Annotated in this window: 13 protein-coding genes; all 13 read left to right on the forward strand. The window is 63.1% G+C overall.

Annotation, left to right across the window (positions count from 1 at the left end):
* Positions 1 to 50: 50 nt before the first annotated feature.
* A complete protein-coding gene (locus tag ACNQPL_RS06760) occupies positions 51 to 1,139 on the forward strand; it encodes an efflux RND transporter periplasmic adaptor subunit (protein WP_416466270.1) in 1,089 nt (362 codons plus the stop codon).
* Positions 1,136 to 2,203 carry an efflux RND transporter periplasmic adaptor subunit gene (locus ACNQPL_RS06765; protein ID WP_416466272.1) on the forward strand — a complete coding sequence of 356 codons (1,068 nt, stop codon included), beginning with the start codon at positions 1,136 to 1,138 and terminating at the stop codon, positions 2,201 to 2,203. The genes ACNQPL_RS06760 and ACNQPL_RS06765 overlap by 4 nt, the downstream gene beginning before the upstream one ends.
* Positions 2,200 to 5,259 (forward strand): efflux RND transporter permease subunit, encoded by a 3,060-nt coding sequence (locus ACNQPL_RS06770; RefSeq protein WP_416466273.1) that lies wholly within the window; start codon positions 2,200 to 2,202, stop codon positions 5,257 to 5,259. The genes ACNQPL_RS06765 and ACNQPL_RS06770 overlap by 4 nt, the downstream gene beginning before the upstream one ends.
* 232 nt (positions 5,260 to 5,491) lie before the next feature.
* Positions 5,492 to 5,674: a sulfur starvation response protein OscA gene (gene oscA / locus ACNQPL_RS06775; RefSeq protein WP_003248957.1), complete on the forward strand. Its 183-nt coding sequence runs from the start codon at positions 5,492 to 5,494 to the stop codon at positions 5,672 to 5,674.
* Positions 5,675 to 5,722: 48 nt separating this feature from the next.
* Positions 5,723 to 6,727, forward strand: a complete 1,005-nt coding sequence (locus ACNQPL_RS06780; protein WP_346615278.1) for a sulfate ABC transporter substrate-binding protein — start codon at positions 5,723 to 5,725, stop codon at positions 6,725 to 6,727.
* 199 nt (positions 6,728 to 6,926) lie between these two features.
* Positions 6,927 to 7,745 carry a sulfate ABC transporter permease subunit CysT gene (cysT, locus tag ACNQPL_RS06785; RefSeq protein ID WP_012274724.1) on the forward strand — a complete coding sequence of 273 codons (819 nt, stop codon included), beginning with the start codon at positions 6,927 to 6,929 and terminating at the stop codon, positions 7,743 to 7,745.
* Positions 7,746 to 7,758: 13 nt separating this feature from the next.
* Positions 7,759 to 8,631: a sulfate ABC transporter permease subunit CysW gene (gene cysW / locus ACNQPL_RS06790; RefSeq protein ID WP_346615279.1), complete on the forward strand. Its 873-nt coding sequence runs from the start codon at positions 7,759 to 7,761 to the stop codon at positions 8,629 to 8,631.
* A gap of 3 nt (positions 8,632 to 8,634) precedes the next feature.
* On the forward strand, positions 8,635 to 9,624 hold the full coding sequence (locus ACNQPL_RS06795) for a sulfate ABC transporter ATP-binding protein (protein ID WP_346615280.1): 990 nt from the start codon (positions 8,635 to 8,637) through the stop codon (positions 9,622 to 9,624).
* Positions 9,625 to 9,961: 337 nt separating this feature from the next.
* Entirely contained in the window at positions 9,962 to 10,756 is a 795-nt protein-coding gene (locus ACNQPL_RS06800; RefSeq protein ID WP_346615281.1) for an energy transducer TonB, read from the forward strand.
* A 43-nt stretch (positions 10,757 to 10,799) separates the two neighbouring features.
* On the forward strand, positions 10,800 to 11,519 hold the full coding sequence (locus ACNQPL_RS06805) for a MotA/TolQ/ExbB proton channel family protein (protein ID WP_346615282.1): 720 nt from the start codon (positions 10,800 to 10,802) through the stop codon (positions 11,517 to 11,519).
* A 1-nt stretch (position 11,520) separates the two neighbouring features.
* Positions 11,521 to 11,922, forward strand: coding sequence for an ExbD/TolR family protein (locus ACNQPL_RS06810; protein ID WP_416466274.1), 402 nt, complete (start codon positions 11,521 to 11,523; stop codon positions 11,920 to 11,922).
* A 188-nt stretch (positions 11,923 to 12,110) separates the two neighbouring features.
* On the forward strand, positions 12,111 to 12,692 hold the full coding sequence (locus ACNQPL_RS06815; protein WP_346615284.1) for an alpha/beta hydrolase: 582 nt from the start codon (positions 12,111 to 12,113) through the stop codon (positions 12,690 to 12,692).
* A 64-nt stretch (positions 12,693 to 12,756) separates the two neighbouring features.
* Entirely contained in the window at positions 12,757 to 13,587 is an 831-nt protein-coding gene (locus tag ACNQPL_RS06820; RefSeq protein WP_346615285.1) for a sigma 54-interacting transcriptional regulator, read from the forward strand.
* Positions 13,588 to 13,591: the final 4 nt, after the last annotated feature.

The raw sequence follows: 13,591 nt of genomic DNA on the forward strand, positions 1-13,591 counted from the left end.
CGCTGACTGTCGCATCTCACAAATCATTTGTGCGCAAGCTAGGAGCCTGCATGAGGGTGACGCGTCCACTGGTGCTGGCAGGCCTGAGTGTGCTGTACATGCTCACCGGCTGTGGCAAGCAAGAAACCCCCGAGACGCTGCCGCGGGTCGGCGTGCTGCAAGTACAACCTACTGACTTCGCGGCCAGGGTCACCCTGACCGGCGACGTACAGGCGCGGGTACAAACCGACTTGTCGTTCCGTGTCGGCGGCAAGATCATCTCGCGCAGCGTCGATGTGGGCGATCACGTCAAGGCCAACCAGGTGCTGGCGCGGCTCGACCCGAAAGACCTGCAGAACAATGTCGACTCGGCCAAGGCCGAGGTGTTTGCCGCCCAGGCACGTGTGACGCAGACCGCCGCCGCGTTTGTGCGCCAGCAAAAACTGCTGCCCAAGGGCTATACCAGCCAGAGCGAGTACGACGCCGCCGAGGCCGCGCTGCGCAGTAACCAGAGCGCGCTCAAGGCTGCCCAGGCGCAACTGGCCAACGCCAAGGAACAACTGAGCTATACCGCCTTGGTGTCCGAAGCCGATGGGGTGATTACCGAGCGCCAGGCCGAGGTCGGCCAAGTGGTGCAGGCCACCCAGCCGATCTTCGGCCTGGCCCGCGATGGCGACCGCGATGCGGTGTTCAACGTCTACGAATCGCTGCTGGTGGCACCGCCCAGCGACGCTGGCGTGATCGTCAGCCTGCTCGACGACCCCAAAGTGCAGGCCCAGGGCTTTGTCCGCGAAGTTACCCCGACGGTATCCGCGCAGAGCGGCACGGTGCAGGTCAAGGTGGCGCTGCGCAATGTGCCGCCAGCCATGCAGCTGGGCTCGCCCGTGACGGCCACGGCCAACGCCCAGGGGCGGCCTAGCATCGAACTGCCCTGGTCGGCCCTGACCAAGGAAGTGCACGCGCCGGCGGTATGGGTGGTGGGTGAGGGTGACAAGGTTGAATTGCGCAAGGTCCAGGTTACCCGCTACCTGACCGGCAAGATCGTCGTCGCCCAAGGCTTGAAAGGGGGCGAGACCGTTGTGGTCAGTGGTGGCCAGCTGTTGCATCCGGGCATGCAGGTTGAAAAAGTCGATGCCAAGGATGGAGGCTCCGCGCCATGAAACGACTATTGCTGATGTGCGCGGCCGGCTTGCTGTTGACCGCCTGTGGCAGCGAAGAAGAGCAACCCGAAGCCGTGCGCCCGGTGCTGTCGACCTTGGTCGAGGCCCAGGCGCAGTCACAACTGGGCCGCTTCGCCGGCACCATTCAGGCGCGTTTCGAAAGCACCTTGGGCTTTCGCGTATCCGGGCGCATCGCCCGGCGTTGGCTGGATGTCGGCGCCCAGGTGAAGCCCGGTGATACCCTGGCCACCCTTGACCCGACCGACCAGCAGAACCAGCTGCGCGCCGCCGAGGGCGACCTGGCCAGGGTTCAGGCGCAGTGGATCAACGCCCAGGCCAACGCACGCCGCCAGCAGCAGCTATATGACCGCGGCGTCGGCGCCCAGGCCCAGCTGGACATTGCCCAGACCGACCTGAAAACCACCGGTGCCAGCCTGGAGCAGGCCCGCTCGGCGGTCAGCCAGGCGCGCGATCAGCTCGATTACAGCACCTTGCGCAGCGACCATGCGGCGGTGATCACCGCCTGGCAGGCCGAAGCCGGGCAGACCGTCACGGCCGGGGAGGCCGTGGTCACCCTGGCCCGTCCAGACGTCAAGGAAGCGGTCATCGACCTGCCGATCAGCATCGCCGAAGCGTTGACCAAGGACCTTACGTTCACCGTTGCCTCGCAGCTGGATAGCAGCATCAACACCACGGCTACCCTGCGCGAGCTGGAACCCCAGGCCGACGCCGCAACGCGCACCCGCCGTGCCCGGCTGACCCTGGCCAGCACCCCGGCGGCGTTCCACCTGGGCACTGCGATCAGCGTAACCCTGACCTCGGCGATCACCCCACGCAGCGAACTGCCCCTGAGCGCGCTGCTCGAACGTGATGGCAAAACCCAGGTCTGGGTGATCGACCCACAACAGAAAACAGTCGCCACCCGTGACGTTACGCTTACCGAGCGCACTGGCGACAGCGTCCTGGTGAGCGCCGGCCTGCAACCCGGCGAGCGGGTGGTGACCGCCGGCGTGAACAGCCTCAAGCCCGGCCAGAAAGTTACATTCGACGAGGACGCGCAATGAAAGGAAGCTTCAACCTGTCCGAATGGGCGTTGCGCCACCAGTCCTTCGTCTGGTACCTGATGTTCGTCGGTTTGCTGATGGGGATTTTTTCCTATTTCAACCTGGGCCGTGAGGAAGACCCGTCGTTCACCATCAAGACCATGGTGATCCAGACCCGCTGGCCGGGTGCGACCCAGGACGAGACCCTCTACCAGGTCACCGACCGCATCGAGAAGAAGCTCGAAGAGCTCGACTCCCTCGACTACACCAAAAGCTACACCCGCCCCGGCGAGTCCACCGTCTACGTCTACCTGCGCGACACCACCAAGGCCGGCGACATCCCGGACATCTGGTACCAGGTGCGCAAGAAGATCCAGGACATTCGCGGCGAATTCCCCCAAGGCATCCAGGGGCCTGGTTTCAACGATGAATTCGGCGACGTGTTCGGTTCCATCTACGCCTTTACCGCCGACGGCCTGACTATGCGCCAACTGCGCGACTACGTGGAGCAGGCCCGGGCCGAGGTGCGCGAAGTCCCCAATATCGGCAAGATCGAACTGGTCGGCACCCAGGACGAGGTGTTGTACCTGAAGTTCTCCACCCGCAAGCTGGCGGCCCTGGGCATCGACCAGCGCCAAGTCATGCAGGCGCTGCAGCAACAGAACACGGTAACCCCAGCCGGGGTGATCGAAGCCGGGCCAGAGCGCATTTCTGTTCGTACAACCGGGCAGTTCGCCTCCGAGAAAGACCTGCAAACCGTCAACCTGCGGATCAACGACCGCTTCTTCCGCCTGGCCGATATCGCCGATATCGAGCGCGGCTACGTCGACCCGCCTTCGCCGATGTTCCGCTACAACGGCCAGTCCGCGATTGGCCTGGCGATCGGCATGAAGGCCGGTGGCAACATTCAGGTCTTCGGTGCCGCGCTGAAGCAGAAGATGGACAGCATCGTCAGCGAGCTGCCAGTTGGCGTAGGCGTGCACACCGTGTCCGACCAGGCGGTGGTGGTCAAGGACGCAGTGGGCGGCTTCACCAGCGCCCTGTTCGAGGCGGTGGTGATCGTGCTGGCGGTAAGCTTCGTCAGCCTGGGCGTACGCGCCGGGCTGGTGGTGGCCTGCTCGATCCCGCTGGTGCTGGCCATGGTCTTCGTGTTCATGGAATACAGCGGCATTACCATGCAGCGGATTTCGCTGGGGGCGCTGATCATTGCGCTTGGCCTGTTGGTGGACGATGCGATGATTACCGTCGAGGTAATGGTCACACGGCTGGAAATGGGCGAGAGCAAAGAGCAGGCGGCGACCTTTGCCTACACCTCTACGGCATTCCCCATGCTCACAGGCACCCTGGTGACCGTGGCCGGCTTCGTGCCGATCGGCCTCAATGCCAGTTCCGCCGGCGAGTACACCTATACCCTGTTCGCGGTGATCGCCGTGGCGTTGATCGTATCGTGGGTGGTGGCGGTTTTCTTCGCGCCGGTGCTCGGGGTGCATATTCTCAAGGCCGACAAGCTCAAGGCCCACGAGGCGGAGCCCGGCCGTGTCGGGCGGGCGTTCGAAGGCGGTTTGCTGTGGTGCATGCGCAACCGCTGGCTGACCATCATCGGCACCATCGTGCTGTTCGTCCTGGCGTTGGTCTGCATGCGCTTCGTGCAGAACCAGTTTTTCCCGTCTTCCGACCGCCCGGAAATCCTCGTCGACCTCAACCTGCCGCAAAACGCCTCGATCGAAGAGACGCGCAAAGTGGTCGACCGCCTGGAAGCCAGAATCAAGGACGACCCGGACATGGTGCGCTGGAGTACCTACATAGGCCAGGGCGCGATCCGCTTCTACCTGCCTCTGGACCAGCAACTGCAGAACCCGTACTACGCCCAGCTGGTCATCGTCAGCAAAGGCTTCGAGGAGCGCGCGGGCATGATGGCGCGCCTGCAGAAGTTGCTGCATGAAGAGTTCGTCGGCATCGGCAGCAATGTGCAGTCGCTGGAAATGGGCCCGCCGGTAGGCCGGCCGATCCAGTATCGCGTCAGCGGCAAGGACATCGACCAGGTGCGCAAGCACGCGATCGAGCTGGCCACATTGCTCGATGCCAACCAGCACATCGGCGAGATGATCTACGACTGGAACGAGCCCGGTAAGGTGCTGCGCATCGAAATCGCCCAGGACAAGGCGCGCCAGCTTGGGCTGTCGTCCGAAGACGTGGCCAACGTGATGAACAGCATTGTCAGCGGCGCACCGGTGACCGAGGTCAACGACAATATCTACCTGGTGGATGTGGTCGCCCGCGCCGTGGACAGCGAGCGGGGCTCGCCGGACACGCTGCAGAACCTGCAGATCGTCACCCCAAGCGGCACCTCGATACCGCTACTGGCCTTCGCCACCGTACGCTACGAACTGGAGCAGCCGTTGGTATGGCGCCGTGACCGCAAGCCGACCATCACGCTCAAGGCGTCGGTAAACGGGGACATCCAGCCCACCGACCTGGTGGCCCAGTTGAAGCCGAAGATCGATGAGTTCGCCAGCCAGTTGCCGGTCGGCTACGAAGTGGCCACGGGCGGTACGGTGGAGGAGAGCAGCAAGGCCCAGGGCCCGATCGCCAAGGTCATTCCGCTGATGCTGTTCCTCATGGCGACCTTCCTGATGGTCCAGCTGCACAGCGTGCAGAAGCTGTTCCTGGTGGTCAGCGTGGCGCCGCTGGGGCTGATCGGTGTGGTGCTGGCGCTGGTGCCGACCGGCACGCCGATGGGCTTTGTGGCGATTCTCGGGATTCTCGCCCTGGCCGGCATCATCATTCGTAACTCGGTGATCTTGGTGACCCAGATCGACGAGTTCGAAGCCCAGGGCTATTCACCGTGGGATGCGGTGGTGGAAGCTACCAACCACCGCCGCCGGCCAATTCTACTGACCGCCGCGGCAGCCAGCCTGGGCATGATCCCGATTGCCCGCGAAGTGTTCTGGGGCCCGATGGCCTACGCCATGATTGGCGGCATCATCAGTGCAACGTTGCTGACGCTGCTGTTCCTGCCGGCGCTGTATGTGGCCTGGTACAAAATCCGCGAACCTGAAAACGCTAGTAAAACCTGATTCTGAACCCTGTGGGAGCGGGCTTGCCCCGCGAATGCGATGGTGAATTCACCTAAGCATTCGCGGGGCAAGCCCGCTCCCACAAGTCTTCATGGCAAGTTTTTAAAATGGTTATATAAACATTCTTAAACAGTATTTTTAAGAATATCCGCGCCTCACTACTATTGCCCTCAAGCCAGGCGCAAACCCCTTCAAACCTCTGCCCGGCACCCTCACTCCAAGGAGAACGAGCATGAGTGCATCTCTGCGTAGCATCGACGGTCAGGACGAAGCCACCATTCTGCGTGAGATCCAGAGCGCCCTGCGCGATCTGCGTTTCGGTGCGGTGGAGATTACCGTGCATAACGCTCAGGTCGTGCAGATCGAGCGCAAGGAGAAGTTCCGCCTGCAACAGCCCGGCAACAAGCCCGGCTGATACCGCACCACACTCAAAACTAGAAAAATGCCAATCGGGAGCTTCACCATGTCCATCCGCCGTTATGCGCTCGCCGCCCTGGCCAGTGCCGTTTTTGCCGGTTCCGCCATCGCCAAGGACTACGAACTGTTGAACGTGTCCTATGACCCGACGCGCGAGCTGTATCAGCAGTACAACGCCGAATTCATCAAGCACTGGCAGCAAGCGCACCCGGACGACAAGGTGAAGATCCAGCAGTCCCACGGCGGCTCGGGCAAACAGGGGCGTGCGGTAATCGACGGCCTGCGCGCCGACGTGGTGACCCTGGCCCTGGCCGGCGACATCGACGAAATCGCCAAGCTCGGCAAGACCCTGCCGGAGAACTGGCAGACCCGCCTGCCGGACGCCAGCACCCCGTACACCTCGACCATCGTGTTCCTGGTACGCAAGGGCAACCCGAAAGGCATCAAGGACTGGGGCGACCTGATCAAGAAGGACGTCTCGGTCATTACTCCGAACCCTAAAACCTCCGGCGGCGCCCGCTGGAACTTCCTCGCAGCCTGGGCCTATGGCCTGAAGCAAGGTGGCGAAGCCAAAGCCACCGAATACGTGAAAGAGCTGTTCAAGCACGTGCCTGTACTGGATACCGGCGCCCGTGGTTCGACCATCACCTTCGTCAACAACGGCCAGGGCGATGTGCTGCTGGCCTGGGAAAACGAAGCGTTCCTGGCGCTGAAGGAAGACGGCGGCGCCGACAAGTTCGAAATCGTCGTGCCTTCGCTGTCGATCCTTGCCGAACCGCCAGTGGCTGTGGTCGACAAGAACGCGCAGAAAAAGGGTAACGAACAGATCGCCGAGGAATACCTCAAGCACCTGTACAGCCCGGCCGGCCAGAAAATCGCCGCCGAAAACTTCTACCGCCCACGTGACGCGAAAGTCGCTGCCGAATTCGGCAAGCAGTTCCCGAAACTGGATTTGGTAACCATCGACAAGGACTTCGGTGGCTGGAAGACTGCACAACCCAAGTTCTTCAACGACGGTGGTGTGTTCGACCAGATCTATCAGGCCCAGTAACTGGCCGAGGAAAAGCGGGGCCGCTTGGCGGCCCATCGCCGGCAAGCCAGCTCCTACAGGAATCGCGCAGCGCTCAGGCCTGTGGTAATCCTTTGGGAGCTGGCTTGCCGGCGAAGGGCTGCCCAGCTGCCCCGGGATTCAGAAGCTTGCACCAGCCCGGAATTATTTCCGGGCTTCGTGCGTTCAACCAGGGATATTTATGTCACGTCGCATTTCCCCCGTCATACCCGGCTTCGGGCTGACACTGGGCTACACCTTGGTGTACCTCAGCCTGATCGTGCTGATACCGCTCGCGGCCATGTTCATTCATGCCTCGCAGCTCACCTGGGAGCAGTTCTGGAACATCATCAGCGCGCCACGGGTCATCGCCGCGCTCAAGCTGAGTTTCGGCACCGCCCTGTTCGCCGCCATCATCAATGGCGTCATCGGTACCCTGCTGGCCTGGGTGCTGGTGCGCTATACCTTCCCTGGGCGCAAGATCATCGATGCGATGATCGACCTGCCGTTTGCCCTGCCCACCGCCGTAGCCGGTATCGCCCTGACCGCCTTGTATGCCCCTGCTGGCTGGGTGGGCCAGTTCGCCACCGACCTGGGCTTCAAGATCGCCTACACACCGTTGGGCATTACCCTGGCACTGACCTTCGTCACCCTGCCGTTCGTGGTGCGTACGGTGCAGCCGGTGCTGGCAGACATCCCGCGTGAAGTCGAAGAGGCTGCGGCCTGCCTGGGCGCAAAACCCCTGCAGGTGTTCCGCCACATCCTGGCGCCGGCTCTGTTGCCCGCCTGGCTCACCGGCTTTGCCCTGGCGTTTGCCCGAGGCGTCGGCGAGTACGGTTCGGTGATCTTCATTGCCGGCAACATGCCGATGAAAACCGAGATTCTGCCGCTGCTGATCATGGTCAAGCTCGACCAGTACGACTACACCGGCGCGACCGCCATCGGCGTGCTCATGCTGGTGGTTTCCTTCATCCTGCTGCTGCTGATCAACCTGCTGCAGCGCCGCATCGAAACCCCTTGAAGGAGGCCCGGCTATGTCCAGTTCATCCCTGAGCGCTACCGCCGCCGCCAACGCCGCACGGCGTGGCAGTGCCACCTCGCGGCGCATCCTGATCGGCCTTGGCTGGCTGGTGTTCGCGCTGTTCCTGTTGCTGCCGCTGGTGATTGTGGTGTCGCAGGCCTTGAAGAACGGCTTTGGTACGTTCTTCGAGGCGATCTTCGAGCCTGACGCGCTGTCTGCGCTCAAGCTGACCTTGCTCGCGGTGGTCATTTCCGTGCCGCTGAACCTGGTGTTCGGCGTAAGCGCTGCATGGTGCGTGAGCAAGTACACCTTCCGTGGCAAGAGCGTGCTGGTGACCCTGATCGACCTGCCGTTCTCGGTGTCGCCGGTCATTGCCGGCTTGGTCTACGTGCTGATGTTCGGCGCCCAGGGGCTGTTTGGGCCTTGGCTGCAGGACCACGATATCCAGATCGTCTTTGCCCTGCCGGGCATCGTGCTGGCGACCATCTTCGTCACTGTGCCATTCGTTGCCCGTGAACTGATCCCGCTGATGCAGGAGCAGGGCACCCAGGAGGAAGAAGCCGCACGCCTGCTGGGTGCCAACGGCTGGCAGATGTTCTGGCACGTGACCTTGCCGAACATCAAGTGGGGCCTGATCTATGGCGTGGTGCTGTGTACTGCGCGAGCCATGGGCGAGTTCGGCGCGGTGTCGGTGGTGTCGGGGCACATCCGCGGCGTCACCAACACCTTGCCGCTGCACGTGGAAATCCTCTACAACGAGTACAACCACGTCGCGGCCTTCAGCGTGGCCAGCCTGTTGCTGATCCTGGCGCTCTTCATCCTGCTGCTCAAGCAGTGGAGCGAGAACCGTATTAACCGCCTGCGCCATAGCGCCGCGGAGGAATGATTCATGTCGATCGAAGTTCGTAACGTCAGCAAGCGCTTCAACAGCTTCCAGGCCCTGGACAACATCAACCTGGATATCCACAGCGGCGAGCTGGTGGCCCTGCTGGGCCCGTCTGGCTGCGGCAAGACCACCCTGCTGCGTATCATCGCTGGCCTGGAAACGCCGGATGACGGCAGCATCGTGTTCCACGGCGAGGATGTGTCCGGCCACGATGTGCGTGATCGCAACGTCGGTTTCGTGTTCCAGCACTACGCGCTGTTCCGCCACATGAGCGTGTTCGACAACGTCGCGTTCGGCCTGCGCATGAAGCCCAAGGGCGAGCGCCCGAGCGAGAGCAAGATCGCCGAGAAGGTGCATGAGCTGCTGAACATGGTGCAGCTGGATTGGTTGTCCGACCGCTACCCTGAGCAGCTCTCCGGGGGCCAGCGCCAGCGTATCGCCCTGGCCCGTGCCCTGGCGGTGGAGCCCAAGGTGCTGCTGCTCGACGAGCCGTTCGGCGCCCTCGATGCCAAAGTGCGCAAGGAGCTGCGCCGCTGGCTGGCACGGCTGCATGAAGACATCAACCTGACTTCGGTATTCGTGACCCACGACCAGGAAGAAGCCATGGAAGTGGCGGACCGCATCGTGGTGATGAACAAGGGCGTGATCGAGCAGATCGGCTCGCCGGGCGAAGTGTACGAGAAGCCGGCCAACGACTTCGTCTACCACTTCCTCGGCGACTCCAATCGCCTGGCGCTCAGCGAAGGCAACCACGTGCTGTTCCGCCCGCACGAGGTGTCGTTGTCCCGCCATGAGACTGAAGGGCACCATGCCGCCGAGGTTCGTGATATTCGCCCGCTGGGGGCGACTACCCGGGTGACGTTGAAGGTGGAAGGGCAAAGCGAGTTGATCGAGGCCGAGGTGGTCAAGGACCACGACAGCCTGACTGGGCTGGCGCGGGGCGAGACGCTGTTCTTCAGGCCGAAGGTCTGGCAGAAGGTGGCGGATATCTGATCCCTCGGATCATCGAAAAGCCCGGGCATGGTCCCGGGCTTTTTTATTGCCCGTGTAAGAATCGCCGCCGCCCCCCTGTAGGAGCGGGTTTACCCGCGATCGAGGGCGCAGCCCTCGCGGCAAGCCGATGCCTTACAAGAATATTTTCCATGCCTGCAATGCATCGGTTTTGCGCTGCTATTACGAAACCCGCGAATCACGTGGCTTCCAAGCAACCACCCAAAACCAATATGCCTAAATGATCTAACTTTAATTTTAAACATTACTTTAAGAGATAAGCCTCTGGCCCCGATGATTCAGCCACACACCTGAATCAAGAACCCCAGGAGTTTGATCAATGGGTAATGTCCAGACGGCCGTCAGGGCCTACGACCAGCCATGGCGCCCGGCCCCGGGTGACCTGGTCGAGCTTGGACGGACACTTCGCCTGCCGCTGGGCCAGCTGCGGCTGCAACGCACGCCGGTCAGCGGCCTCAAGCGCCGCGACAAGCTGGCGTTGGGCTTGCTGGTGCTGGCCTTGCACGGCGCCGCCGCCTACTGGGTAAGCCAAGCCCCGACGCCTGAGCTGCCGGTAGTGCCGCCACAGATCCCACCCATGACCATCGAGTTCGCCGCACCTGCGCCGCCCGTGGTCGAGCCGCCACCACCGGCCCCGGCACCGCCGGTGGTGGAGCCACCGCCACCGGTCGTTGACGAGCTGGCCGCCAAGCCTAAACCCAAGCCAAAGCCGCTGCCCAAGCCCGTGGTCAAGCAGGCGCCCAAGCCGCCGCCCAAACCGGTCGAGGCACCACCCCCAGCGCCTGCGCCGGTGGCGGCCCCCGCACCGCCTGCGCCACCCGCGCCGGCGCCGGTAACGCCCGCTTCGGCCAACGCCGCGTACCTGAAGAACCCGGCGCCGGAGTACCCGCAGATGGCCCAGCGCCGCGGCTGGGAAGGCACCGTGCTGCTGCGAGTCGAGGTCTTGCCCAGCGGCAAGCCGGGGCAGATCCAGCTGCAGAAAAGCAGCGGTCGCGATGCCCTCGACGCCGCCGCCCTGGCTGCGGTCAAGCGTTGGAGTTTCGTACCCGCCAAGCAGGGCGATGTGGCCCAGGCCGGCTGGGTCAGTGTGCCGATCGATTTCAAGCTTCGTTGATTTTCGCCAGACCATTATTTGCAGAACATAGGAAGACACTCTCATGAGCCTGTTGGCATCCCCCCTCGAGTCCGTTGAAAGCGCAGTCATCTGGCTGCTGGTAGGTTTTTCTGTCGCTACCTGGGGCTTGGCCCTGGTCAAGGTCGTGCAGTTCGTGCGGCTGAAGAATCAGGACAAACGCTTCCACCAGCAATTCTGGGCAGCCTCGAGCCTGGATGCGGCGGCGCAAATCAGCCATGAGCTGCCTGGCCCGGCGGCCCGCGTTGCTCAGTCCGGTTATGCCGCGATTGCTGTCGGCGAGGCCCAGGCCAACGACCTGAGCCACGCGATCAACCACCAGGACCGCCTGGAACGTGCCCTGCGCCAGCAGATCGTGCGTGAGCGCCGCTCGCTGGAAACCGGCCTGGCCGTGGTGGCCAGTATCGGCAGCACCTCGCCGTTCATCGGCCTGTTCGGCACGGTGTGGGGCATCATGGAAGCCCTCAAGGGCATCAGCGCGGCAGGCTCGGCCAGCCTGGAAACCGTGGCGGGCCCCATCGGCGCGGCACTGGTCGCCACGGGTGTGGGTATCGCTGTCGCGGTGCCGGCGGTGTTGGTCTACAACTACTTCCTGCGCCGCCTCAAGCTGACCGCCGCCGACCTGGATGATTTCGCCCACGACTTCTATAGCCTGGCGCAGAAGAGTGCCTTCCGCGTACTGGTGCACCCCGCCGTGCAAAAGGCGCAGACCGGTTTCACCCAGCCGGTGAAGGAGGCGTCCTGATATGGCCTTTTCGACCCAGGACAACGACGAAGTCCTCAGTGAAATCAACGTCACGCCCCTGGTAGACGTCATGCTGGTGCTGCTGGTGGTGTTTATCGTCACCGCACCACTGCTGACCAACGCCATCCCCATCAACCTGCCCAAGACCGAGGCCGTGGCGCCGGTGGAGCAGAAGGACCCGCTGGTGGTGAGCATCGATGGCGGCGGCAAGCTGTTCATCAACAAGGACGAGATCCAGCCGGAGCTGCTGGAAACCAGCCTCAAGGCGGCCAAGGCCAAGGACGAACAAGTGCGTGTGCAGCTGCAGGCTGACGACGGCGTGAATTACGGCGAGGTGGCGCGAGCCATGGCCGCGATCGAACGTGCAGGCATCAGCAAACTGGCGGTGATCACCGCGCGCTGATCGGCAAACCCTCTTCAGGCAAGTGCTTATGGGCCTTATCTCTTGGCAGGGGTAGGCCCTTTTTTTATGGCAAATGAGTTTCCCAGAAATGCCTTATGGTTATTAATAAATAGCTTCTTATTCCTTTACGAATATAAACACCTCCCTATACTTGTCTCCAAGCACGCAAACTTACTGGAGGCGTCCCCATGCGCAATGAGTCGATTCGCTACCTGATTGTGCCGGGCTGGCAAGGATCGCCAGACAACCATTGGCAGAGTCACTGGCAGCGCACCTTGCCCAACAGCGCCCGGGTCGAGCAGCAGGACTGGCTGACTCCGCAGCGCCAGGACTGGGTGCAGGCGTTGGAGCAGGCGATCGCCGCTGAACGCTCGCCGGTGATTCTCATCGCCCACAGCCTGGGCTGCATCACGGTCGCCCACTGGGCCGAGCAGGCCAGCCCGGCCTTGCTGCGCCGAGTGCGTGGCGCGCTGTTGGTGGCACCGGCTGACGTCGAGCGGCCGACCTGCTCGCCCGCCTTGCGCAACTTCGCGCCGATCCCGCTGCAGGCGTTGCCATTCCCAAGCCAGGTGGTCAGCTCCGATAACGACCCGGCGGTGAACGTTCCGCGCGCGCTTTTCCTGGCCCAGGCCTGGGGGGCTGAAGCAGGGTTGTTGAGCAACGCCGGGCACATCAATGTGAAGTCTGGGCATGAACGCTGGGAGCAGGGCTTCGCCTACCTGTATCGCCTGCAAAGCCGGGTTGAGCAGCGCGCACTGCGCCGCGCCTGATCGGCCCTCCTGTTTATCGTTAGCCTGACGCCCGGCCGCTGGAGGCATGGGGCGGGAGTTCGTCATGACCTTTCAAAACCCGTTCGGCCAGCCCCTGCTGACCTTCCCTGAACTGGACAAGAGCCCACTGAGCATCCGTGCCAAGGCACTGGTGTTCATCGACCCGCGCTCGCAGCAGTTGCGCAAGGCCCTCGAGCGGTTGGCGCCGCAACCGCTGCCGGTGCTGATCCGCGGCGAGACCGGCACCGGCAAGGAGCTGCTGGCCCGGCAGATCCATCGCGCCAGCGACCGCGGCGGGCTGTTTGTTTCGGTCAACTGCGCGGCCATCAGCCACACCTACGCCGACGCCGAGCTGTTCGGCTACAGCGCCGGTGCTCACGGGGGAACTGCCAGCAGCCGTGCGGGTTGGTTCGGCTCGGCCAACGGCGGCACGCTGTACCTAGATGAGATCGCCGACTTGCCGTTGGCTATCCAGGGCAAGCTGCTGGCCGCACTGGAGAACCGCGAAGTCACCCGTGTCGGTGCGCAACAGCCGCAACCGGTAGATGTGCGCCTGGTGGCGGCGACCAGTATCGACCTGGCGCGGGTGGTGAAGGCCGGCAGGTTCAACGAACGCCTGTACCAGTACCTGCGCGAGGGTGCTTTGGAGCTGCCGCCGCTGCGTGAGCGCCGCGGCGATATCCTGCCGTTGGCTGAGTACTTCGTGGGTATCTACACCGCACGCCTGCAACGCCCGGTGCCACTGATCAGCGAAGCGGCCCAGCAGGTGCTGGAAGCCCACGCCTGGCCCGGCAACACTCGCGAGCTGGAGAACATCATCCACTTCGCCCTGCTGGTCAATGACAGTGACGAGATCCAGCCAGAAGACCTCGACCTGCCCAACCCCGCAGGCTAGACAT

The sequence above is a fragment of the Pseudomonas sp. LFS044 genome (genome assembly GCF_047978245.1).
GTDB lineage: Bacteria > Pseudomonadota > Gammaproteobacteria > Pseudomonadales > Pseudomonadaceae > Aquipseudomonas.

Coding starts and splice junctions, on each gene's coding strand:
- ACNQPL_RS06760 (WP_416466270.1), top strand. CDS start 51: ATGAGGGTGACGCGTCCACTGGTGCTGGCAGGCCTGAGTGTGCTGTAC.
- ACNQPL_RS06765 (WP_416466272.1), top strand. CDS start 1,136: ATGAAACGACTATTGCTGATGTGCGCGGCCGGCTTGCTGTTGACCGCC.
- ACNQPL_RS06770 (WP_416466273.1), top strand. CDS start 2,200: ATGAAAGGAAGCTTCAACCTGTCCGAATGGGCGTTGCGCCACCAGTCC.
- oscA (WP_003248957.1), top strand. CDS start 5,492: ATGAGTGCATCTCTGCGTAGCATCGACGGTCAGGACGAAGCCACCATT.
- ACNQPL_RS06780 (WP_346615278.1), top strand. CDS start 5,723: ATGTCCATCCGCCGTTATGCGCTCGCCGCCCTGGCCAGTGCCGTTTTT.
- cysT (WP_012274724.1), top strand. CDS start 6,927: ATGTCACGTCGCATTTCCCCCGTCATACCCGGCTTCGGGCTGACACTG.
- cysW (WP_346615279.1), top strand. CDS start 7,759: ATGTCCAGTTCATCCCTGAGCGCTACCGCCGCCGCCAACGCCGCACGG.
- ACNQPL_RS06795 (WP_346615280.1), top strand. CDS start 8,635: ATGTCGATCGAAGTTCGTAACGTCAGCAAGCGCTTCAACAGCTTCCAG.
- ACNQPL_RS06800 (WP_346615281.1), top strand. CDS start 9,962: ATGGGTAATGTCCAGACGGCCGTCAGGGCCTACGACCAGCCATGGCGC.
- ACNQPL_RS06805 (WP_346615282.1), top strand. CDS start 10,800: ATGAGCCTGTTGGCATCCCCCCTCGAGTCCGTTGAAAGCGCAGTCATC.
- ACNQPL_RS06810 (WP_416466274.1), top strand. CDS start 11,521: ATGGCCTTTTCGACCCAGGACAACGACGAAGTCCTCAGTGAAATCAAC.
- ACNQPL_RS06815 (WP_346615284.1), top strand. CDS start 12,111: ATGCGCAATGAGTCGATTCGCTACCTGATTGTGCCGGGCTGGCAAGGA.
- ACNQPL_RS06820 (WP_346615285.1), top strand. CDS start 12,757: ATGACCTTTCAAAACCCGTTCGGCCAGCCCCTGCTGACCTTCCCTGAA.